General features: G+C 74.1%; 16 protein-coding genes. 6 read left to right on the top strand and 10 right to left on the bottom strand.

Going from position 1 to position 22,096, the window contains the following annotated elements; translation table 11 throughout:
* Window positions 1–34: 34 nt before the first annotated feature.
* The gene (locus ACFCZN_RS15855; RefSeq protein WP_430557374.1) at window positions 35–3,352 is read right to left on the bottom strand and encodes a DUF5107 domain-containing protein; all 3,318 of its coding nucleotides are present in this window, start codon (window positions 3,350–3,352) and stop codon (window positions 35–37) included.
* Between the two features lie 55 nt (window positions 3,353–3,407).
* Here ACFCZN_RS15855 and ACFCZN_RS15850 point away from each other — a divergent pair, with 55 nt between their 5' ends.
* Window positions 3,408–4,298 carry an AraC family transcriptional regulator gene (locus ACFCZN_RS15850; RefSeq protein ID WP_430557373.1) on the top strand — a complete coding sequence of 297 codons (891 nt, stop codon included), beginning with the start codon at window positions 3,408–3,410 and terminating at the stop codon, window positions 4,296–4,298.
* A 42-nt stretch (window positions 4,299–4,340) separates the two neighbouring features.
* Here the strand turns inward: ACFCZN_RS15850 and ACFCZN_RS15845 are convergent, their stop codons facing one another.
* Window positions 4,341–5,627: a cellulase-like family protein gene (locus ACFCZN_RS15845; protein ID WP_430557372.1), complete on the bottom strand. Its 1,287-nt coding sequence runs from the start codon at window positions 5,625–5,627 to the stop codon at window positions 4,341–4,343.
* Window positions 5,628–5,802: 175 nt separating this feature from the next.
* A complete protein-coding gene (locus ACFCZN_RS15840) occupies window positions 5,803–6,303 on the bottom strand; it encodes a nitroreductase family deazaflavin-dependent oxidoreductase (protein WP_430557371.1) in 501 nt (166 codons plus the stop codon).
* A 161-nt stretch (window positions 6,304–6,464) separates the two neighbouring features.
* Here ACFCZN_RS15840 and ACFCZN_RS15835 point away from each other — a divergent pair, with 161 nt between their 5' ends.
* Together ACFCZN_RS15835 and ACFCZN_RS15830 are read left to right on the top strand one after the other, a co-directional pair.
* Window positions 6,465–9,362 carry a M4 family metallopeptidase gene (locus ACFCZN_RS15835; RefSeq protein WP_430557370.1) on the top strand — a complete coding sequence of 966 codons (2,898 nt, stop codon included), beginning with the start codon at window positions 6,465–6,467 and terminating at the stop codon, window positions 9,360–9,362.
* A gap of 114 nt (window positions 9,363–9,476) precedes the next feature.
* Window positions 9,477–10,565 (top strand): LuxR C-terminal-related transcriptional regulator, encoded by a 1,089-nt coding sequence (locus ACFCZN_RS15830; RefSeq protein WP_430557369.1) that lies wholly within the window; start codon window positions 9,477–9,479, stop codon window positions 10,563–10,565.
* A gap of 104 nt (window positions 10,566–10,669) precedes the next feature.
* Here the strand turns inward: ACFCZN_RS15830 and ACFCZN_RS15825 are convergent, their stop codons facing one another.
* The 4 genes from ACFCZN_RS15825 to ACFCZN_RS15810 form a co-directional block, all read right to left on the bottom strand.
* Window positions 10,670–13,039 carry a beta-glucosidase family protein gene (locus tag ACFCZN_RS15825; protein ID WP_429766817.1) on the bottom strand — a complete coding sequence of 790 codons (2,370 nt, stop codon included), beginning with the start codon at window positions 13,037–13,039 and terminating at the stop codon, window positions 10,670–10,672.
* Window positions 13,040–13,134: 95 nt separating this feature from the next.
* Window positions 13,135–14,022, bottom strand: coding sequence for a carbohydrate ABC transporter permease (locus tag ACFCZN_RS15820; RefSeq protein ID WP_430557368.1), 888 nt, complete (start codon window positions 14,020–14,022; stop codon window positions 13,135–13,137).
* A complete protein-coding gene (locus ACFCZN_RS15815) occupies window positions 14,019–14,987 on the bottom strand; it encodes a carbohydrate ABC transporter permease (protein WP_430557367.1) in 969 nt (322 codons plus the stop codon). The genes ACFCZN_RS15820 and ACFCZN_RS15815 overlap by 4 nt, the downstream gene beginning before the upstream one ends.
* 7 nt (window positions 14,988–14,994) lie before the next feature.
* A complete protein-coding gene (locus ACFCZN_RS15810) occupies window positions 14,995–16,293 on the bottom strand; it encodes an ABC transporter substrate-binding protein (protein WP_430557366.1) in 1,299 nt (432 codons plus the stop codon).
* Between the two features lie 216 nt (window positions 16,294–16,509).
* Here ACFCZN_RS15810 and ACFCZN_RS15805 point away from each other — a divergent pair, with 216 nt between their 5' ends.
* Window positions 16,510–17,556, top strand: coding sequence for a LacI family DNA-binding transcriptional regulator (locus ACFCZN_RS15805; RefSeq protein WP_429766335.1), 1,047 nt, complete (start codon window positions 16,510–16,512; stop codon window positions 17,554–17,556).
* Between the two features lie 142 nt (window positions 17,557–17,698).
* On the opposite strand, the gene ACFCZN_RS15800 is transcribed toward ACFCZN_RS15805, so the two are convergent.
* The gene (locus ACFCZN_RS15800) at window positions 17,699–18,415 is read right to left on the bottom strand and encodes a DedA family protein (RefSeq protein WP_430557365.1); all 717 of its coding nucleotides are present in this window, start codon (window positions 18,413–18,415) and stop codon (window positions 17,699–17,701) included.
* Entirely contained in the window at window positions 18,412–19,206 is a 795-nt protein-coding gene (locus ACFCZN_RS15795) for a copper homeostasis protein CutC (protein WP_430557404.1), read from the bottom strand. Before ACFCZN_RS15795 ends, ACFCZN_RS15800 begins: the two co-directional genes overlap by 4 nt.
* A gap of 135 nt (window positions 19,207–19,341) precedes the next feature.
* Between ACFCZN_RS15795 and ACFCZN_RS15790 the strand changes: the two genes are divergently transcribed.
* Window positions 19,342–19,629 (top strand): hypothetical protein, encoded by a 288-nt coding sequence (locus ACFCZN_RS15790; RefSeq protein ID WP_429766331.1) that lies wholly within the window; start codon window positions 19,342–19,344, stop codon window positions 19,627–19,629.
* Between the two features lie 87 nt (window positions 19,630–19,716).
* Here ACFCZN_RS15790 and ACFCZN_RS15785 read toward each other — a convergent pair whose 3' ends face one another.
* Window positions 19,717–20,202 (bottom strand): DUF1269 domain-containing protein, encoded by a 486-nt coding sequence (locus ACFCZN_RS15785; RefSeq protein WP_429766330.1) that lies wholly within the window; start codon window positions 20,200–20,202, stop codon window positions 19,717–19,719.
* Window positions 20,203–20,305: 103 nt separating this feature from the next.
* On the opposite strand from ACFCZN_RS15785, the gene pgi reads away from it, so the two are divergent.
* Window positions 20,306–22,024, top strand: a complete 1,719-nt coding sequence (gene pgi, locus ACFCZN_RS15780; protein ID WP_430557364.1) for a glucose-6-phosphate isomerase — start codon at window positions 20,306–20,308, stop codon at window positions 22,022–22,024.
* The last annotated feature ends 72 nt before the right edge of the window (window positions 22,025–22,096 follow it).

The following is a 22,096-nucleotide window of genomic DNA, read 5'->3' as shown; positions in this document are numbered from 1 at the left end:
TCTCCTTCGAGAAGCGGGGTCGGGGCGGGGCCGGTCAGGCCGAGGCGGTGGCGGCGACGTGCCGGTCGAGGGCCGCGAGCTGGTCCCGCAGGCCACGGACCCGGTCGTCGTGGTCGTCCTGCACGTCGTGGGCGAACAGCAGCATGGCGGGCAGCGACGTCGCGAAGTAGTCGACGGTCGCCCGGCGGACGGACTCCTCCTGGACGTACCGCGCGAGGCCGTCGCGCAGCCGCCGCGCCTCGTCGTCGCGGCCGAGCCTGCGCAGCGCGAGCACGGAGGCCCCCGTCCGCTCGGAGAACTCCTGGACGGCCATGCCCTCGAAGTCGCCCTGCTGGTCGGCCGCGGTGCGCCAGGCGTCCCGGGCCTCGTCGGCCCGCGACGGGTCGACGACGGAGAGCGCGTCGAGCGCGTCGCCGAGCAGCAGGTGCAGGTCGGCGGTGTTGGCGAGCGGGTGGCGCGCCTCCCCGAGCGACTGCGGCGGAGTGAGGGCCGCGGTGGCATGCCCCAGCCCGGCCGCGGCGTCGCCGCCGTCCAGGGCCTGGCGGCCGAGGTCCAGGTGCGCGGCGTCCCAGGCCGCCAGCACGCGCCCCTCCCCGCCCTCCCACGGCTGGAAGGACCGGCCGGCCAGGACGTCGAGCGCCTCCGCCGCGCGGCCGAGCGCGGTGAGCAGCTCCGCGAGCTGCACGGACAGGTCGTCCCGGGCGCCGACCAGGTCGGGGCGGTCGAGCAGCGTCGCCAGCCGGCGCTCCGGGGCCGTGCCCCGCCGCGCCTCGAGCTGGTCCGCCTCGTACAGCAGGCGGGCGTCGTCGGGGGCGAGGTCCCGCGCCCGGGCGTACCAGCCGGCCGCCGCCGCGGCGTCCCCGCGCACGTTGTAGGCCGCGACGCCGAGGTTCCGCAGCACGACGGGGTCGGTCCCGTCGCCCGCCGCCGCGACCTCCCAGGCCCCGACCGCGTCCTCGCGGCGGCCCGCCGCGTAGAGGCGGTGCCCGGCGAGCCCCGCGACGAGCGGGTCCTGCGGCCAGGCCCGGCGCAGCCGCGCGAGGGCGTCGTCGTCCGTGGCGGCCGGGAACGCCCAGCCGCGCGGGGCGCGCCGGGCCCGCTCGAGCGCGTCAGCCGCGGCCGCCCGGTCGCCGCGGGCCAGCTCGAGGTCGGCGCGGTGCAGCAGCGCGAGCACGCGAACGTCCCGCTGCCCGCGCGGGGACGGGCGCGTCGCGACGTCCTCCAGCAGCTCGACGGCGTCCTCGACCTCGCCCGCCGACGCGTGCTCCAGCGCGACGTCGAGCGCGATCGTCGAGTCGGAGGTCGGGCCGGCTGGCAGGTCGGCGAGCCCGAGCCGGGCGCCGAGGTCGCGTGCCCACGCGTCGAGGGGGTCGACGGCGAGCGTCCCGCGCACCAGGTCGCGGGCGCGGTCCGCGTCCCCGACCCGCCGCGCGGTGATCGCCGCGAGGTTGCGCCCCTGCACGTGCTCGGGGCTGCGGCGCAGCAGCGCGTCCAGCCCCTCCGCGGCCTCGGCGTCGCGCCCCTCGGCGAGATCGAGGCGCGCCGTGGCGACGGCCGCGGCGTCCCGCCACGCCTGGTCCCACGACGCCGTCCCCAGCGCCTCGCGCGCCTCGGCAGTCCGGCCCTGCCGGGCGAGGACCACGCCCAGCCGGTAGTGCGCCTCGCCGTCGCGCGGGTTGGGGTTGCGCACCGTGAGTCGCGCCGTCGCGGTGCGCAGCAGCCGCTCGGCCTCGTCGAGCCGGCCGGCGCGCGCCCGCCGGGCCGCGAGCGCCGTCGCGCACCGCGCGTCCCCGGGATCGCGGCGCAGCGCCTCCGCCCAGTACGGCTCCGGCGAGCGCGTCGCGTGCCGGTACTGCTCCAGGTGCAGCCCGGTGACGTACAGCTCGTCGACGGAGCCGATCTCCGCCGGCGCGGGCGGCTCGGTGGCTGGTGCCGGTGCGGGGGCGTCGGGGTCCGCGCCGGCCCGCGGACGCCAGGCCACGAGGGTCACGCCGGCGTGCTCCACGACCAGCTCGTAGGCGGTGGGGTCGACGCCGGCGGGCCCCGTCAGCTCGCGGACCAGCGGCGCGCCGGGCGCGACGTCGGCCCGCTCGTCCAGCAGCACCTCGCCGCCGGCGCGCAGCACGACCCGCGCCCCGGGCCGCGGGGACGTCGCCGCGACGCCGACGCGGACCGCCGTGCCCTCGACGTCGAGCCGGACGGCGGCCTCCCGCGTCGCCTGGTGCACCGGGCCGACGTCCTGGATCGGGTACCAGTACTGCGAGAAGGCCGTCGTCTCGCCCGGGCGCAGGAACGCGAAGTCGGGCTGGTTGTCGGTGAAGACGCCCGCCATGAGCTCCACGTACGGGCCGCCCGTGTCCGTGAGGTGCCGGTCCCACGCCCAGCCGAACGGCGCGTTCCCCCACGTCCACATCTTCTTGCCGGGCGAGACGCGGTGGTCCGCCCAGTGCACGAACCCGGCGCCCGCCGCGTGGTCGTAACCGCCGAAGAAGTCGTCCTGCGAACCCAGGCACATGTACGACGTCGGCACGGGGATGTTGCGGTACCGGTCCAGGCGGTCGCCGTCCGGCCGCTCGGGCGTGCGCCGCGCCGGGTAGTCGACGCCGTAGTAGCGGTCCGACGCCGCGGGGAAGGTCGTCACGGCGCGCTTGGCGTGGTCGGCGACGACCGTCACGTCCGTGGGGAAGAACGCCTGGTAGTCGTCGTGCACCGCCGCGGCCACGTTGGCCCACCACAGGAACGTCTGCACGTCGTCGGTGCGGTTGACGAGACGGACGCGCAGCTCGACGAGCGCGCTGTCCGGGCGCAGCCGCACCCCGTGCATCCCCTGCATGCGCGCGAACGGGTCGTGGTCGGAGCACCAGACGGTGACCGCCCCGTCGGGCTCCTCCTCGATCCACGACTCGGTCGGCAGGAAGGTGGCCGGGCGGTGGTGCTGCGGCCAGTTGAGCTCGACGCCGCCCGAGAGCCACGGCCCGAGCAGCCCCACCAGCGCGGGCTTGATGACGTCGTTGCGGTAGAAGAAGTCGTAGCCGCGCGTGCGGTCCAGGCCCACGTGGATGCGCCCGCCGAGCTCGGGCAGCACCATGAGCCGCACGAACGCGTTCTCCAGGTGGACCGCGTCCCACTCGCGCGGGGCCTTCTGCTGCTCGACACGGTCCACGAACGGCATCGGGTACACCGCCCCCGACGACCCCTGGTACACCCGCTGGTCCAGGTACGCCGGGTACCGGTCCGGCTCGCCGATGTCGTACGTGTCGATGGACACCGGTTCGCGCCACCCGCGCACGGGCCGGTCGGCGAGGCTGTCCGGGACGGCCGGCAGGACGATCCGCGACTCTTCTCCTGGCATGGGACGAACGTAGGCCGCTTGACCGCGCGGCACGATGGGCGATTCCCTGGCGCACATGGACGAAACGACGGTCGACGCCGCTGCGGCGCTCCGGGACGGCTTCGCGGGTCAGCGCATGGTCGTCGTACCGCGGCCCACGGTGCGCGCGGCGCTCGCGCGCCCCGTGACCGGACGCCTCCTCGTCACCGACGCGGGCTTCTTCCCCCACGCCGCTCGGCACGGGCGCGCGCGGCCCGAGGGCGCGCGGCAGCACGTCCTGCTGGTCTGCACCGACGGGTCCGGGTGGTGCCGCACGCCGGACGGGCGGACGGCCGTCCGGCCGAGGGACGTCGTCCTGCTGCCCGCCGGCGCGGCCCACGAGTACGCCGCCGCGGACGACGACCCCTGGACGCTCTGGTGGCTGCACGTGACCGGGCGGGACGCGGACGAACTCGTCGGCGCCGCCCGCGACGCCGCCGGGGGCCCGGTCTCGCACCTCCGCGAACCGGCGTCCGTGGCGAGCCTCGTCTCGCAGGCCATCGACGCCCTCGACGACGGCACGGCGGGCGGGCTGGTGCGCGCCGGCGGGGCCGCCTGGCACGCCCTCGCGCAGGTCGTGGCCACGGGGCGCCGTTCCCCGGGCCCCGCACCGGACCCCGTCGAGCGCGCCGTCGAGCACCTACGGTCGACCGCCCCGCGCCGGACGTCGGTGGAGTCGCTGGCGGCCATGGTCGGGCTGAGCCCGTCGCAGCTCGGCAGCCTGTTCCGGGCACAGGTCGGCACCTCGCCGCTGCGCTATCAGACCGGGCTGCGGATGGCCCGGGCGCGAGAACTCCTCGACAGCACGGACCTCCCGGTCACAGCCGTCGCGCAGGCCAGCGGGTACGACGACGCCCTGTACTTCTCGCGCCAGTTCACCCGTGTGCACGGGTCGTCACCGACCACCTATCGCGCCCGGGGCCGCTAGGCGGGAGGGCCGAGGCCCCGGCGCGGCAGGGTCGAGCGCCCCTCAGGCGGAGGCGTCCCCCTGGATCAGGCGGCGGTTCCAGCGCCGCTGCCACTCGACGTTGTCCCAGCCGGGGTGGTGGGGCGCCGAGTTGGAGCCGAGGACGGCGCCCCAGGCGCCGAGCTCGATGCACCGGGTGATCGCTCGTTCGGCGATACCCTGCCCGACGGGGCCGTCCTCGAACTCGGCGAGCAGCGGGGTGTAACCGACCCAGCCCTCGCCGATCACGAGGGGGGTGCTCGTGCGCTGCGCGTGGCGCGCCAGCACGTCGAGCCGCTCGTCGACCGCGGTGCTCATGGCCTCGCGCCACTGACCGTAGTTCTCGTACAGCCACCGGTCCCAGCGTGCGGTGTCCATCCAGTCGTGGCTGTAGAACATGCTCGCGGAGACGCCGGTGGCGGACAGACGCCAGGGGTCGACCTTGCCCTCGTACGACGCCACGTCGGGGGCGTCGTCGCGCAGCAGGGACCGCAGCTCCGGGGAGGGGAAGCCCTCCGTCGAGCGCACCCCCGCCCACTTCTCGAGCGCGCCGAGCACGCCGTAGACGTAGACGTGGAAGTGGGCGACCTCGCCGTTGTCGGGGACGGCGGCGATGTCGAGGTGCGGCGGGATGCCGTAGCAGCTCGTGGCCAGGATGTCGGGGTGGCGCTGCTGCATGCGGGTGACCGCAGACTCCACGAACGGGCGCTGCGGCCAGTAGACGTCGGACGGGCCGCCACCGCCCGCCAGGGAGAGGCGGCTCAGGTCGACCTCGTTGTGCAGCTCCGCGTAGGCGATGCGCTCGGCCAGGCCGTGGTCCTTGAGGAACTGCACGAGGTCGGACATGGCGTCGGCCATGACGCGGTGACGGTCGTCGGGATCCACCGCCATGAGGGCCTCGTACCACTCCGGCCCCTCGAGGAATGCCGGGCTCTGCTGGTACTCCCAGGACGACAGGATGACGTAGCAGCCGTGGCGCTCCGCCGCCCGGAAGAGCTCCAGGAGACGGGCCCGCCCGTCCAGGACGGCCCCGCCGGCGGCGTCGTACCACCGCGTCCGGACCCCGACGTCGCCGCCCATGCTCGTGAGGCGCAGCGCGGAGGTGTCGATGCGGTGCTCGCCGAAGAGGAGGAACGGCATCGCGCAGATGCGCACGGTGTTGTAGCCCCGCTCGACGGCCTGCCCGAACGCGGCGTCGAGGTCGGCGAACGCCTCACCCGGGGTGGTCTGGGTGTACCAGGTGAAGTCCCACAGGCTGATCGCCAGGCGGGTGGGGAGGTGCGAGGGCACCTTCGACGCGGGGTGGGGCACGGCGCGGCCTTCCGGTGATCGGGTGTCGTGCTGGTCAGTCGTGCGATGCGACCGAGGCACGAGGACCGCGACGCCGCCGTGGCGTCGCCCCCTCGTCCTCGAGCGGCCTGACGATCACGGTAGGGACCCCGCGCAGGGGCGGGGAATGTCCGATCCGGCGGACGACATGGACGAATCAGCGGTCGCCCGCGTCCGCCCGCTCGAGCACGAACAGCCGCACCACCCGCCCGGACTCCCGCTCGTAGGCGCGGTACCCCGGCCACTGCGCCTCGATGCGCGCCCACAGCGCGTCCCGGTCGCCGTCGTCGGTGACAGGCGTCGCGCGGACATCGAAGCGCCGGCCGCGGACGCTGACGGCGGCGTCCGGGTGCGCGAGCAGGTTGTACGTCCACGCAGGGTGCCGGTCGCGCGCGAACGACGTGCCGGCGACCACGAGCCTCCCCCGGCCCACCGGTGTGTACATGAGGTACGTGTCGCGCGGCTCGCCCGACCGGGCCCCGACGGCGTGCAGCACCAGCGAGGGCACCAGCACGGCGGAGAGCTGGAACCGCCCGCGCGTGAGCCGCGCCAGCGCGCGCTCCACGGGCGGCAGGGCGGCGGGGGCGACGGCCCGGAACGCGCGCGTCCGGGTGATCGGCGCGACGACGGACCGGACGACGTGCAGCACGCTGGCCATGCCCCATCCTGGCGGGTGCCCGGCCACGCACGGAAGGCTCGCCTCCCCCGTTCACATCTGTGCACGCCGACTAGTCGGCACGGCAGATCGTTGACCGTGATACCGGTCCGCACGTTCCCTGAACCCGTCGAGCTGGTTCACCTGGGACGAAGGAGACGCCGATGGCGACCTCAGCGCACGAGCACAGGGCACGGGCAGGGACGGACACGCCGAGGACCGGGCAGAGATGCCGGCGGGCCTCCGGCTACGGCCTCACGGCGCTCGTCGTCGCCGGTCTCGTCATGACGGGGATGCCCTCCGTCGCGTCGGCGCAGACGGCCGGCACCGCGCAGCAGTCTCCGGCGGCGACCGCGACCACGCCGACCCCGGGCGGCGAGACCACGACGGACACGCCCGCGCTGGTCACCGGGCTGGAAGAGAAGGCCGACGCGTCGGCCACCCCCGCCACGGCCGCGCGGGGCTACCTCAAGTCCCGCAAGGCCCGCTTCCACATCGCCGACCCGGCCACCACCCTGAAGGCCGCCGGCACCGAGAGCGCCGACGGCCAGGAGGTCGTCCGCCTCCAGCAGCAGTACCAGGGCGTCGACGTCCTCGGCGGCGAGTACGTGGTCCGGATGGAGAAGTCCGGCGGCCGGCGCACGGTCACCGGCACGTCGGGGAAGTACTACACCGACCTGGACCTGGACACCGTGACCCCGGCCGTCTCGGAGAAGGTCGCGGTCCAGCGCGCGGTCGCCGCCGTCGCCGGCACCCCCGGGGGCATGCTCCGCAAGGACACGCCCGAGACCCTCACGTCGTTCAGCGGCGAGTCGCAGGGCGTGGCCATCCTCCCGCAGGGGGACGGCGTGCTGACCCGCCACATCACCGTCACCGGCGTGGACGCCGACGGGATGCCGGTCAGGCAGGAGGTGTACGTGGACGGCGCCGGCGGCTTCCCGGTGCTGCAGTACAGCGCGATCAAGACCTTCGGTGCGCCGGACGGCGACCCCGCCGCCGCGGCGGCAGGGTCCGCCTCGACCGCCGAGGCCCCGGAGGCGGCAGTGAGCTCCACGCCGGGCTCCGTCGTGGGGACCGGCGTCCGCTACGACGGCGAGACGGTCGACCTCGGCCTCTACCAGGCCGGCGCGGACAAGCCCTTCCAGATGCTCGACTACACCCGCCGGGCCGAGGACAAGCCGTTCGAGGGCCCGCTGATCAAGACCTACGACGCCCACGGCGCCGAGGCCGCCTACGCCTCCGGCGTCTGGCCCAGCCAGGCGACGATCGGCGAGAGCGCCACCGCAGACCTCGGCCAGGAGTTCACCGACTCCGGCATGGTCGACGCGCACTGGGCGGCCGGCCAGGTCTACGACTACTACAAGGACACCTTCGGCCGGGCCGGGCTCGACGGGCGGGACGGTTTCATCAACTCGATCGTGGGCGTCACCTCGAACGGCGGCCCCTACAACAACGCCTTCTGGGACGGCCAGAAGATGGTCTACGGCCAGGGCGGCGGCGACTTCCGCACCTTCTCGGCGGACACCGACGTCGTCGGCCACGAGATGACCCACGGGGTCGTCGAGCACACCGCGAACCTCGTGTACGTGGGCCAGTCCGGGGCGATGAACGAGGCCGTCGCCGACTACTTCGGCAACGCGATCGACCTCGAGGCGGGCGGCGTCTCGATGGACGACCCGGACGCCGCGCTCCTCGGCGAGGACCTGTGCACGACCGCCGCCCCGAGGGACTGCGCGCTGCGCGACCTGAACGACGGCGCCACCACCTTCGCCGACTTCGTCGGCGCCGGCATCAGCGGCGACAACGGCGGCGTGCACCTCAACTCCACGATCTTCTCGGGCTCCCTGTGGGACGTCCGGGAACGGCTCGGCTCCGAGCTCGCCGACCAGATCGTCTACCGTGCGCTGTCCGCGTACATGACCCCGCTCGACGACTTCCTCGACGGCCGCGCGGCCGTCGTCGCCGCCGCAAAGGAGCTGGGCGCCACCAAGGCGCAGCTGAAGATCGTCAACGGTGCCTTCGACGCGCACGGCATCGTGGCCGGCTGGGAGAAGACGCTCGGCGTCGACAGCGACCTCCTGATCGCGGACGTCAACGTCGGCGACACCGGGGTCGGCGCCGGCGGCGGCAGGTACGCCGTCTCGCGGAGCAACGAGGACGGCTCGATGCCGTACTCGGTGTGGGTGGGCAGGACCGACGGCAAGGGCCGGCCGGAGCTCGTGAGCGGCAACAACGGCAACTTCAACGTGTACGCCGACACCGACGGCACCACCGTGGTCTGGGCCGAGTACACCGGCACCCAGATCGACATCTGGTCGCGTGCCGTGGCCGGTGGCCTGCCGAAGCGGGTCGTCTTCAGCCACAACGGCCCCGTCGGGTCCCTGGCCGTCGACGGCGACCTCGCGGTCCGCACCGTGACCGACTACACCACCGGCACCCAGCACGTCGGGTGGGTCAACCTGAAGACCGGCGCGTCCGGCCTGGTCGACCCCGGCACCCCCGCGGTGTCCACGGCGCTGCCCTCGGTCAAGGACGGCAAGATCGCCTACGCGAAGCTCTGGTACACGGTGGACGGCCCGCAGCTCGGCGTCGAGGTCTTCGACACCGTCGCCGGCACCAAGACCCTCATGCCGATGGACAACGCCACGGTGATGGGCATCGGGCAGACCGCTGTCACCGACGACGGCGTCGTCTGGATCGAGGACACGGACATCACCGACGCCGGGCAGGCCGCGGTGCGCAAGGCGTCCTTCGACGGCTCCACGCCGGTGACGCTGGCCCCGGAGGCGGCCGACGGCGCGCTCTACCCCTACTCGCTGACGGCGTCCGGCACCGCGGTGACGGTCACGTCGATCCCGCCGGCGACGACGTGGGCCAACGCGACGCTGCCGAAGCTCTTCCAGGTGCCCGCCGACGGTACGAAGGGCGCGCAGCGGGTGTCCTGCAGCCGCGGCGAGCAGATGTTCGCCGCCGCCGACGAGGGATCCCGTGTGCTGTGGTTGGACGGCACCACCAGCCACACCAACCTGGTGAAGCGGGACCGCCCGGTCGGCAGGTGCTGACCTGTCGTTCCTGACAGGCCGCGGCCGGGTGCCCCACGGGGGCGCCCGGCCGCGGTCGTGCGCGGGACGACGTGTCGGCTTGTCTCCCCTGTCGCCAGACCGCACACTCCGGGCGTGCCCACCGCCGAGCCCGACCGCCCGCCGACCGAGGACGGGACCGCCCCCGTCGACCTCGGGTCCGACCCGCCCGAGCTGTCCCGGCTCGGGCTGGACGACGACATGCTGCGGCTGTACCGCGCGGCCCTCCGCACCGGCGCGACGGCGTCGGGCGAGCTGGCCGCGCTGTCGGGTCTCGACCTCGACCGGACGGAGCGCGGGCTGGCGCGGCTCGCCGCGGACGGCTTCCTCACGGCGTTCGGGGCGGTGGCCCCGCGCGCGGCCCTGCGGACCGTCGTCACGCGGCGGATGGCCGAGCTCGCGGAGCAGGAGGCCGAGCTGCGCACGGTGGACGCGATGGTCGACGGCCTGGCCGACGGGCTGTGGCCCTCCGACGCGCGCCTGCCCGTCGGCGACGCCAGCCTCGTGGTCGGCACCCCCGAGATCGCGCGTCTCACGACCCACCTCGTGATGTCCGCGCGGCACGAGGTGCTCGTGCTGGACACGCCGCCGTACGTGCAGATCGGGACCGGCCGCTCGGACGCCTCGTCCGCGCACTTCAGCGTCGGCGCGGACGACGACGTCGACCAGGCGCTCGCCCGCGGCGTCGTCTCGCGGCGCATCGTCTCCCAGGACGGGCTCGACACGCCCGGGCGGGCCGAGGGGATCCTCGAGCTCGGGGGCGCAGGGATGACCGTCCGCGTGCGCGCGACGCTGCCTACGAAGCTCCTGGTCGTGGACCGCGAGACCGCGCTGCTGCCGCCGTCGTCGTCCGCCGACGCCGCCACCACGGCCCTGGTGCTGCGCGGCGGCGTGCTCGCGCACGTCCTCGTGCCGCTCTTCGAGGCCCTGTGGGAGGACGCGGTGCCGGTCGTGGCACCGCCGGGCGACGCCCCGCACCCGGACGGCGCGCTCACCACCGAGGAGCGCGAGCTCCTGACGATGCTGGCGGCGGGCCTCAAGGACGAGGCCGTGGCGCGCCAGCTGGACGTGCACGTGGCCACGGCCCGCCGCCGCATCACGGCGCTGCTGGCGCGCCTCGGGGCGAGCAGCCGGTTCCAGGCCGGCGTGCAGGCGGCCCGGCGCGGCTGGCTGGCGGACTCCTGACATCGGGCCAGGGGAGCCGTCCGGTCAACGGGGCGGGCGCAACACCTCTGACCGAGCAGGCACAGGCCGGGCCCGAGGGGTCACCCCGGGCCCGGCCCTGCCGGTCACGCGACGGTGGACGTCACCACCCGCGGGTCGGCGACGGTCACCTCGTAGGTGTCGCCGGTGACGACGAGCGTCGCGCGCGGCGTCGCCGTCCCCGGCAGGTCGCGCTTCTCCGAGCGGCGGGCGCTGGTGATGGCGCCGCCCGTGGCGTGCTGGACGTCCTCGGCCTCGGCGTCGGGCGTGGCGGCCACGTGCGACCCCACCCACACCTCGACGTCGCCCGGCTCGACGACGCGCACGAGGCGGCGGTCGGCGAACGCGAGCCGCGTCGTCGGCACGTCGAACGTCACGACGACGGACTCCCCCGGCTCGAGCGCGACGCGGCGGTACCCGAGCAGCTGCGCGACGGGCCGGGTCACCGACCCGATGACGTCGCGCCCGTAGAGCTGCACGACGTCCGACCCGGCGACGGTCCCGGTGTTGGTCACCCGGACGGCGGCGGCGAAGCTGCCGCCCGCGGCGACCTCGCCGTCGACGGCCAGGTCGGTGTACGCGAACGTCGTGTACGACAGGCCGAAGCCGAACGGCCGCAGCGGCGTCGAGTCCGTGGACGTCACGTCGGACGGCCCGCCGAGCACGGGGTGCAGGTACGAGTACGGCTGCGCCCCGGCCGACCGCGGCAGCGACACCGGCAGGCGGCCCGACGGGTTCACCGCGCCGGCGATCGCCGCGGCGACGGCCGTGCCGCCCTCCTCGCCGGGGAAGAACGCCTGGAGCACCGCGCCCGGGCGCCGGTCGTCGGAGTCCCCGGCGACGTCGAGCGCCCAGTCGATCGCGTACGGCCGGCCGCTGAGCACCACCATGACGACGGGGGTGCCGGTGGCGAGCACGGCCTCGACGAGCCCGCGCTGCACGCCGGGCAGCTCCAGCGACTCCGCGTCGTTGCCCTCGCCCACGGTGCCGCGGCCGAACAGGCCCGCGTGGTCCCCCACGACGACGACGGCGACGTCCGCCGACGACGCGGCGGCGACCGCCTCGGCAAAGCCGGACGTGTCCTCGCCCTCGACGTCGCAGCCCGCGGCGTGCACGAGCTCGGGCTGCGGCAGGCCCGCGGTGCGGAACGCGCCGCCGAGCGACTCGAACACGGTGGGGATGTGGAAGCCCTTCGGCACCTCGGGGTGGTGCGCCAGCACGTGGTTGGCGAACGAGTAGCAGCCCATGAGCGCGTCGCTGCGGTGCGCGTTGGGGCCGACGACGGCGACGCGCGACGGTGCGGCGCTCCACCCGGTCAGCGGCAGCACGCCGTCGTTGCCGAGGAGCACGAGCGACTCCTCCGCCAGGCGGCGCGCCACGTCGCGGTGGGCGGGCGAGTCCAGGTCGACCACGGCGGGCGGCTCGCCGGCGAAGGCGTCGTCGTCGAGCAGGCCGAGCTCCTCCTTCTGCGCGAGGGCGCGCAGCACGGCGCGGTCCACGTACCGCTCGTCCAGGCCGCCCGCACGGACGACGTCCGCGAGCGGCTCGAGGTACGCGTCACCCGACGGCAGCTCGACGTCCAGGCCGGCCGCGAGCGCCTGCGCCGCCGCCTCGCCGCGGTCGGCGGCCACCCGGTGCATCACCTCGAGGAACGCGACGCCGAAGTAGTCCGCGACGACGGTGCCGTCGAAGCCCCACTCGTCGCGCAGGATCCCGGTGAGGTGCTCCGGGCTGGCGTGCATCGGCACGCCGTCGACGTCGACGTACGACGCCATGACCGACCGCACGCCGCCGTCGCGCACCGCCATCTCGAACGGCGGGAGGAAGACGTCGGCCATCTCGCGCGGGCCCGCCGAGACGGGCGCGTGGTTGCGCCCGGCGCGCGACGCCGAGTACCCGACGAAGTGCTTGAGCGTCGCGTGCACGCCGGCGTCCTGCAGGCCCCGCACGTACGCGGTGCCGACCGTGCCGACGAGGTACGGGTCCTCGCCGATGCACTCGTCGACGCGGCCCCAGCGGGGGTCCCGCACGACGTCGAGCACAGGTGCGAGGCCCTGGTGGATGCCGAGCTCCCGCATGGACCGCCCGATGACGTCGCCCATCTCGGCCACGAGGTCGGGGTCGAACGACGCACCCCAGGCGAGCGGCGTGGGGAACGTCGCCGCCTTCCACGCGGACAGGCCCGTGAGGCACTCCTCGTGCACGAGGGCGGGGATGCCGAGCCGCGTCTCGCGCCGGAGCCGCTGCTGCTCCGCCCACAGCCAGGCGGCGCGCTCCGCCGGGTCGACCGGCCGCGTGCCGTAGACCCGGGTGTAGTGGCCGATGCCGTGCCGGGTGACCTCCTCGAGGCGGCCGCCGTCGCCGGCGGCCATCTCGCCCTGCATGGGGGCGACGACGTCGCCGCCCTGGTCGAGCCAGTAGCCGACCAGCTGCGCGAGCTTCTCCTCCAGGGTCATGCGGGCGTGCAGCGCGGTCACGCGCTCGGACACCACGGGCAGCGCCGGCAGCTCCGGCGCCGTGGGGACAGGGTGGGTCACGTGCTCTCCTTGGGTCATCCCTTCACGGCTCCCTGCAGGCCGTTCACGATGCGCTTCTGCATCGCGAGGAAGAACACCAGCGCAGGGATCATCGCCAGCGTCGTGAAGGCGAACACGCCCGCGGTGTCGGCCGAGTGCTCCGAGGAGAAGTCGGCGACGCCGAGGGGCAGCGTCCGCATGTCGCCCTGCAGCAGCAGCAGGGGCAGGAGGTAGGCGTTCCAGGAGCCGACGAACGCGAGCACGCCGACGGTCACCATCCCCGGCCCGGACAGGGGCAGCAGGATCCGCCAGAAGAACCCGACGCGGCTGGCGCCGTCGAGCTGCGCCGCCTCCTCGAGCTCGGTGGGCAGCGCCTGGAGGAACGGGCGCAGGATGACGACCGTCATCGGCAGCGCGAACGCCGCCTGCGGCAGCGCCACCCCCCACCAGGTGTTGCCCATGTGGTAGTTCTGCGTGATCAGGATGAACAGCGGGATGATCGCCACGGTCGCGGGGAACAGCAGCCCGATCACGAACACCATGAACAGCGCCTCGCGCCCCTTGAAGCGGTACCGCGCGAGGGGGTAGGCGGCCATGATGCCGAACACCACGACGACGGCGGTCGTGACGACGGCGATGATCGTGGAGTTGAGGAAGTAGCCCCAGAACGGCGAGCCGGCCGAGAGCACGCCGGCGTAGTTGTCCCACACCCACGGGCTGGGCAGGCCGGCCGGGTCCTCCGCGAGCTGGGCGTTCGTGCGGAACCCACCGAGCACGCCGTACAGCACCGGCCCGAGGGTCACCGCCACCACGACCAGCGCGATCGCGTAGACCAGCGGGTTCCCGCCGGAGAAGGTCGTCCTGCGGCCGCTGCGGGCGGGGGCAGGGCCGGAGGTGCGGGCGGGGGTCGTCACGGCGCTCATCGGCCGCCCTCCTTGCTGTCGCGGCTCAGGATGAACTTCTGGTACGCGAGCGCGAGCACCAGCGCGATGACGAACAGCACCACGGAGGCGGCGCCGGCGATGCCGAAGTTCTGCCGCTTGGTGCCCTCGTTGACGAGGAACGTCGCCATGGTCGTCGTGGCGTTCGCGGGCCCGCCGCCGGTGAGGATCCACACCATGTCGAAGAGCTGGAGCGAGCCGATCATCGACAGGAAGCCCCAGGTCCGCATGGTCGGGCCGAGCAGCGGGATGGTGATGCGCCGCTGCACCTGCCACCAGGAGGCGCCGTCGAGCTGGGCGGCCTCGTAGAGCTCGTCGGGCACTCCCTGCAGCCCCGCGAGGAACAGGATCACGGCGAGGCCGAGGTACTTCCAGGTGAGCACCACGAGCACGGTCCCCAGCGCGTACTCGGGCGTGCCGAGGAAGCCCTGCTCCGGCCCGTGCAGGCCGACGGCGGCGAGCATCGTGTCGATGACGCCGTACTCCGGCTGCAGCAGCTGGAACCACACGACGCCGGCGATGACCTCCGCCAGCACGTACGGCACGAAGATGATCGTGCGCAGCAGGCCCTGGCCCCACATCTTGCGGTTGAGCAGCAGCGCGATCGCGAGCCCGAGCGGGAGCTGCAGCAGGATCGAGCCCACCACGATGACGAGGTTGTGCACGACGGCGTCCGTGAAGACCTCGTTGGTCAGCACCGACACGTAGTTGCGCAGGCCGACGAAGTCGACCATCGGCCCGAAGCCCTTCCACCTGTACAGCGACATCTGCACGGCGGTGGCCACGGGGACGACGACGAACGCGACGAGCAGCGCGAGCGCCGGCGTCACGAACAGGGCGATCTCCGCCCGCTTGCGCCACACGGCGGACCTGCCGCGGCGCTCCGGACGGCGGTCCGCCGACCGTGCCGGGGCACGGTCGGCGGACCGGACTGCGGTGTCCGTCATCGTGCGGTCACTGGTCCGCTTCCGCGGCGGACTGCACCGCGTCGACGACGTCCTGCGGGGTCGCCTTGCCGGCGAACTGCAGGGCGATCGCGTCGTTCATCGCGCCACCCACGGACGCGCCGAGCAGCGTGTCGAGGTAGAGCTGGATCTCCGGGGCGCTGTCACGCACCTCCAGCAGCTCCGCCAGGGCGGGGTCGGAGACCTTCTCCGAGGCCGTCGGGTTGGTCGGCAGGCCCATGTCGAGCTCCGCGAAGCCCTGCTGGACCTCGTCGCTCAGGAGGTACTGCGCGAAGTCGACCGCGACGTCGGGCGCGTCCTTCGACACGGCCCAGGCGTCGCCGCCGCCCATCTGGGCGCCGTCGGTGCCCTGCTGGCCGTCGATCGAGGGGTAGGGGAACCAGCCCGTGTCCTCGCCGAGGCCGGACCCGTCCTCCGTGAGCCCCTGCATGACGCCGGGCTCCCAGTGGCCGGCCAGCTCCATCGCGACCTTGCCCGAGGCGAGCAGGCCGGACGCCGACGTCGCGCCGGTCTGGGCCGGGGTGGTGAGGAAGCCCTTGTTGAACGGCTCCGTGGCGAGCAGCTCGTCGAGCGTCTCGCCCGCCTTGACGAAGCACGGGTCGGAGTAGTCGACCGAGGTGACCGCGGTGTCGAGGGTGTCTGCCGAGCACTGGCGGATCACGTTGTAGTACCAGTAGTGCGCGGCGGGCCACTTGTCGCCCGCACCGACCGAGGCCGGCGTGATGCCCGCGGCCTGCAGCTTGTCGAACGCGGCGTACAGCTCGTCCATCGTGGTCGGGGTCTCGGTGATCCCCGCCTTCTCGAACAGCGACTTGTTGTACCAGAAGCCGACGACGCCCATGGAGAACGGCAGCGCGTACGACGCGCCGTCCACCTGGAAGCCGGACATGTACGGCTCGATGGTGCTGATCGTGTCGGCGGCCGGCTCCGACAGGTCCTTGAGCAGCCCGGCCTCGACGTGGTCGGCGAGCTCGCCGCCACCTCGCTCCATGAACACGTCGGGCGCGTCGCCCGCCTGGAAGGCGGCGTCGAGCTTGGTGAGCATGTCCTCGTGGGCCATGGCGCTGACCTCGACGGTCGTGCCGGGGTGGTCCTTCTCGAAGTCGGCGGCGACCTTGTCGTAGTACTCCTTGCCCTCACCGGTGTTGGAGTTGTGCCACCACGTGATGGTGCTGGCGTCGGCGCTGCTGCCGTCGTCGTCGCCCTGCGAGCCGGTGCCCTGGCCCGCGCAGGCGGCGCCCAGGAGCGCCACGGTGGTCCCGAGCGCGACCGCGGTGGCGCCTCGCATGAACCTCGTCCTCGTCATCATCGATCCCTTGTCCTCGTCGACGGGCACGGCAGCGACGCTGCCGCGAGGTAGGTGTTGTGCCTGACACGAGAGTGGCAGGCGGACAGCGCGACCGTCAATCGTTGTCGATAACGATTTCGAAACCTCACCCGTCGTCGCCCCCGACGCCGGACGACGCCGCGTGACCGCCGCCCTCATGGCGCATACTGTCGACTCGTGAGCACCGCCGCCGACCCGTCCAGGGGTCCCTCCGCGCCCGTCGCCGGGCGCGTCACCATCTCGGACGTCGCCCGCGTCGCCGGCGTCTCGGTCGCCACCGTGTCGAAGGTCGTCAACAACCGGTACGGCGTGGCCGCCGGCACGTCCGAGCGGGTGCTCGCCGTCGTCGAGGAGCTCGGCTACGAGTCCTCCCTGGTGGCCCGCAGCCTGCGCCGCACCAGCACCAACGTCATCGGCGTGCTCGTCGCGGAGTTCGAGCCGTACTCCACCGAGCTGCTCAAGGGCATCTCGGCCGCCGTCGACGGCACCGGCTACGAGCTCCTCGCCTACGCCGGCCGCACCGACGGCGGTGCGCGCACGGGCTGGGAGCGACGGTCGCTGTCGCGGCTGGCCGGCACCCTGGTCGACGCGGCGATCGTCGTGACGCCCACCATGGTGATGTCGGCGGACTCCCCCGTGCCCGTGGTCGCCGTCGACCCGCACACCGGGCCCGAGGGCACGCCCACCGTCGACTCCGACAACACGACCGGCGCGCGCGAGGCCGTCGAGCACCTCATCGACCTCGGCCACCGGCGGATCGCGCACCTGGGCGGCCGCGCCGACCTCGAGTCCGCCCGCCTGCGCGAGCTCGGCTACCGGCAGGCGCTCGAGGGCGCCGGCATCGCCGTCGACCCCCTGCTCATCAAGGTGGGCGGCTACCGGCCGGACCTCGCCGACGCGCCCGTGCGCACCCTGCTCGACCGGCCGGACCGGCCCACCGCGGTGTTCGCCGCGAACGACCTGTCCGCCATCCACGTGCTGGAGGTCGCCGCCGAGCTCGGCCTGCGTGTCCCCGAGGACCTGTCCGTCGTCGGCTTCGACAACATCCCCGAGTCCTGGGGCAGCGCTCCCCCGCTCACCACCGTCGCGCAGCCCCTGCACCGCATGGGCGCCGAGGCGCTCCGCATGGTGCTCGACCTCCTCGAGGGCACCGCCCGCGAGCGGCACCTGCGCCTGCCCACGTCACTCGTCGTCCGTGCCTCCACGGCGCCCCCGCCGAGGTAGTACCCGCACTGCCGAGGTAGTACGAGATCCCGCGAGGTAGTACCCGCACTGCCGAGGTAGTACGAGATCCCGCGAGGTAGTACCCGCACTGCCGAGGTAGTACGAGATCCCGCGAGGTAGTACCCGTCCTGCCTCGGCGCCGTCAGCGGGCGCGTCCGTGCCGGCGCTCGGGCTCGCGCGGACCGCGCCGGGCGAGGTAGCGCTGCCGCAGCCGCACCACGACGAACCACAGCACGAGCAGCCCGATGACGACGAGCACGGCGTTCGAGATGATGCCGCTCCACTGCGCCAGGACCGGCTCGATGGCGGGGCCGAAGGCGTAGCCGAGGCCCACCCAGATGGCGTTCCACACGCCGGATCCGATGGCCGTGTACAGCGTGAACGACCAGAACGGCATGCGCTCGATGCCCGCGGGGATCGAGATGAAGCTGCGCACGAGCGGCACGCAGCGCCCCACGAGGACCGCGACGCGCCCCCACTTCGCGAAGAACGCCTCGGCCTTGTCGAAGTCGGAGCCGTCCATCAGGGGGATGGCGTCGACGATCGCGCGGGTGCGGTCGCGCCCGAGCAACCGGCCCAGGTACCACCAGACCCAGGCGCCGAGCACGGCGCCGACCGTGGCGGCGAGGATCGCCAGCCAGGCGTTCATCTGCCCGTCGTAGGCGAGGAAGCCGGCCGCCGGCAGCACGGCCTCGGACGGGATGGGCGGCACGAACGTCTCGATGAGGACGGCGGCGCCGACGCCGATCTCGCCGAGCGTGGTCATGAGGCCCAGCACCCAGCCGATGAACCCGTCGTACTCGGCGGACGGGTCCGTCGCCGAGGCTGCGACGGCGGCGGCGTGCACGACGCCGGTCACGCGCCCGCCCCGGCGTCGGGCGTCGCCGCGAGCGCGGCGTCGAGGGCGGCACGGGTCGCGGCCACGACCTCGGGGTCGGTGACGTCGTAGCCGCTGCTGCCCCCGCCCCCGGGGCCGCCGTCGGCGACCAAGGTGCGCTTGGCCGAGAGGTGGACGGCGTGCACGCCCGCGCCGACGAGGGCGGGGACGTCGTCCAGGCGGACGCCGCCGCCGGCCATGACCTCGACGCCGAGCTCGCGGCCGCGCGTCGCGAGCGCCGCCAGGACATCGAGGGCCTCGCCGGCCCGCGGGGCGCCGCCCGAGGTGAGGACGCGGTGCACGCCCGCGCGCGCGAGGACGTCGAGGACGGCGACCGGGCCTGGCACCTGGTCGATCGCGCGGTGGAACGTGACGTCCGCGCCGCCGGCCGCGTCCACGAACGCCGCGAGCGCCACGGCGTCGAGCGCGCCGTCCGCGGTCGTGGCGCCGACGACGACGCCGTCCGCGCCGGCGTCCAGCACCGCGCGTACGTCGCGCACCTGCACGTCGACCTCGTCGGCCGCGAAGACGAAGCCCCCTGCCCGCGGGCGTACCAGCACGTGCACGCCGACGCCCGAGCCGCGCAGCGCGTCGGCGACGGCGGCGACCATGCCGAGGGACGGGGTGAGCCCGCCCGTGCCAGCGAGGGCGGCGCACAGCTCGAGGCGGTCCGCGCCGCCCGCCACCGCGTCGCGCGCGCCCGCGACGTCCTGCACGGCGATCTCCAGGGCGACGCCGCCCCGAGGGGCGGAGTCCTGGCCGGTGGAGAGCATGGGCACGGGGTCTGTCGAGGGGTCGGCAGTCACGGCGGCGAGTCTACGGGGGCGCAGGTGTCCGGGACCGGGGCGACCTGTGACGGGACGGTGCTGGTCGGAGGCGCTGTCCCGTGAGGGTGGCAGGATCGCCGGGTGCCCTCCTACCGCGTGAGCCTCGCCGTCGGCCTGCTGCAGCCCGGGGTGGACCCCGCCGACGTGCTGCCCGCCGCGGCGGACGCGGCGCGCGAGCTCGTCACCGTCGAGGCGTACGACGTCGGCGTCGTGCGGGGCCGGGCACGTCTCACGGTCCGCTTCACCGCGGAGGACGACGCCGCCGCGCACCGCGTGGCGGACGCCGTCCACGACCGCGTCGACGCGCTGGCCGACACCTTCGGCGGCACGCTCACCCGGCGGTGGGGCGGCCGCTGGCAGCCCGCCTGACGCGGGGCCCCGACGGCACGGACGAGCCCGCCGGCCCCGAGAGGCGCGGCGGGCTCGTCGTGCGGGCGGCGTCGGGGCCGCCCGGGGTCACTGCCCGAACGCCTCCAGCAGGTTCCGGCGTTCCGCGTCGGTGAGGTTGGTGCTGACCAGCGTCGCGTTGACGCCGTGCAGCCGCTCCCCCAGCCGGTCGGGGTCGATCGGCTCGGTCACGATGAAGAGGGCGGACGTGCCGGGCACGATCTCCTTCTTCATCTGCTCGATGTCCTTCGCGGTGATCCCGACGTCGGACAGCGACCGGGTGATGCCGGCGATCGCCGCCCCGGCGGCGGCCCCCAGGACCGGCAGGAAGAACAGCGCCCCGAGCAGCAGGCCCCACACGGCCCCCCAGCCCGAGGCCTTGGCGGTGTCGTCGTGCGAGCCGTGCGTGTCGGGCTTCTTCGCGCCTTCCGGCCAGCTCACCACAGCGTGGTCGACGACCTTCACCAGACCGTCCGCCTCGCCGCCCTTGACGGCCTTGAAGGCGCGGTCGGCCGCACCCGGGTCGTCGAACTTCCAGACCGTGAAATTCGCCATGCGTGCCTCCGTTGCGCCAGGCCGGGTCCGTCCCCGGCAGTCGTCATCCTGGCAGCGTGAACAGGCCGCGCAACCGGGCGGGGCGGTCAGTACCGTGGGGCCCATGACCTCCTCCCCCGTCGATCCCACCACCACGACCTCCTGGGGCGACCTGTACGCCCACTACCAGGAGTTCCGGGGCGACCTGCGCGGCTGGTTCGCCGCCGACCCCGGCCGCGCCGCGCGCATGACCCACGTCGCGGGCGACCTGCACGTGGACCTCTCGAAGAACCTCGCCACGGACGAGACGCTGGACCTGCTGGTCCGCCTCGCGCACGAGGTGCACCTGCCCGAGCGCATCGAGGCGATGTTCACCGGCGAGCACATCAACGTCACGGAGGACCGCGCCGTCCTGCACACGGCGCTGCGCCGCGCACCCGGCACGCAGCCGCCGCTGGTCGTGGACGGGCAGGACGTCGACGCCGACGTCCAGGCCGAGCTCGACAAGCTGAGCGCGTTCGCCGACCAGGTCCGCGACGGGTCGTGGTCGGGCATCACGGGCAAGCCGGTGCGCACGGTGGTCAACATCGGCATCGGCGGCTCCGACCTCGGGCCGGTCATGGTCTATGAGGCGCTCAAGCCGTACGGCCGCACCGGCAGGGACGCCATCGAGGCCAGGTTCGTCTCGAACATCGACCCCACCGACGTCGCGCAGAAGACGGCGGACCTCGACCCGGAGACCACGCTGTTCGTCGTGGCGTCCAAGACGTTCGGCACCCTGGAGACGCTCACCAACGCGCGGCTCGCCCGGGCCTGGCTGTGGGAGAGCCTCATCGCGGCGGGCGTCATCGAGGACGACCCGGACGCGAAGCAGGCCGCCGTCAAGGCGCACTTCGTGGCCGTCTCGACCGCCCTCGACAAGGTGGCCGACTTCGGCATCGACCCGGCCAACGCGTTCGGCTTCTGGGACTGGGTGGGCGGCCGCTACTCGGTCGACTCCGCCATCGGCACGTCGCTGGCGATCGCGTTCGGCCCCGACGTCTTCCGCGACCTGCTGGCCGGCTTCCGCGCCGTCGACGAGCACTTCCGCAGCACGCCGTTCGAGGCGAACGTGCCCGTCCTCATGGGCATGCTGAACGTCTGGTACGGCAACTTCCTCGGCGCCCACACGCACGCCGTCCTGCCGTACGCGCAGCAGCTGCACCGCTTCCCGGCGTACCTGCAGCAGCTCACCATGGAGTCCAACGGCAAGTCGGTGCGTTGGGACGGGTCCCCCGTCACCACCCAGACCGGCGAGGTCTTCTGGGGCGAGCCGGGCACCAACGGCCAGCACGCCTTCTACCAGCTCATCCATCAGGGCACGCGCCTCATCCCGGCGGACTTCATCGCCGTCGCCACCCCCGCGTACCCCCTCAAGGACGACGAGGGCGACGGGAAGGCCGTGGCCGCGGGCGCCGACGTGCACGAGCTGTTCCTCGCCAACTTCTTCGCCCAGACCAAGGCGCTCGCCTTCGGCAAGACGGCGGAGGAGGTGCGCGCCGAGGGCACGCCCGAGGAGATCGTCGCGGCCCGCGTCTTCTCCGGGAACCGGCCGACGACGTCGATCGTCGCGCCGGCGCTCACGCCGTCGGTGCTCGGTCAGCTCGTCGCGCTGTACGAGCACATCACCTTCGTGCAGGGCGTGGTGTGGGGCATCGACAGCTTCGACCAGTGGGGCGTGGAGCTCGGCAAGAAGCTGGCGCTGGAGATCGCGCCCGCCGTGTCGGGCGACGACGCCGCCCTGGCCGCGCAGGACTCCTCCACGCAGGCGCTCATCCGCTACTACCGGGAGCACCGCGCCTGAACCAGACGGCGAGCGGGTGAAGTTTGCCGGGTGCGCGGGGACTGCGCCGCTGGTCACGGGAGCGCTGCCGCA

Origin of the sequence: Isoptericola sp. NPDC056134 (genome assembly GCF_042264825.1) — a bacterium.
Classification (GTDB): domain Bacteria; phylum Actinomycetota; class Actinomycetes; order Actinomycetales; family Cellulomonadaceae; genus Isoptericola; species Isoptericola nanjingensis.
Note: the sequence above shows the minus strand (reverse complement) of the source record. Positions and strands in the feature narration are given on the sequence as shown.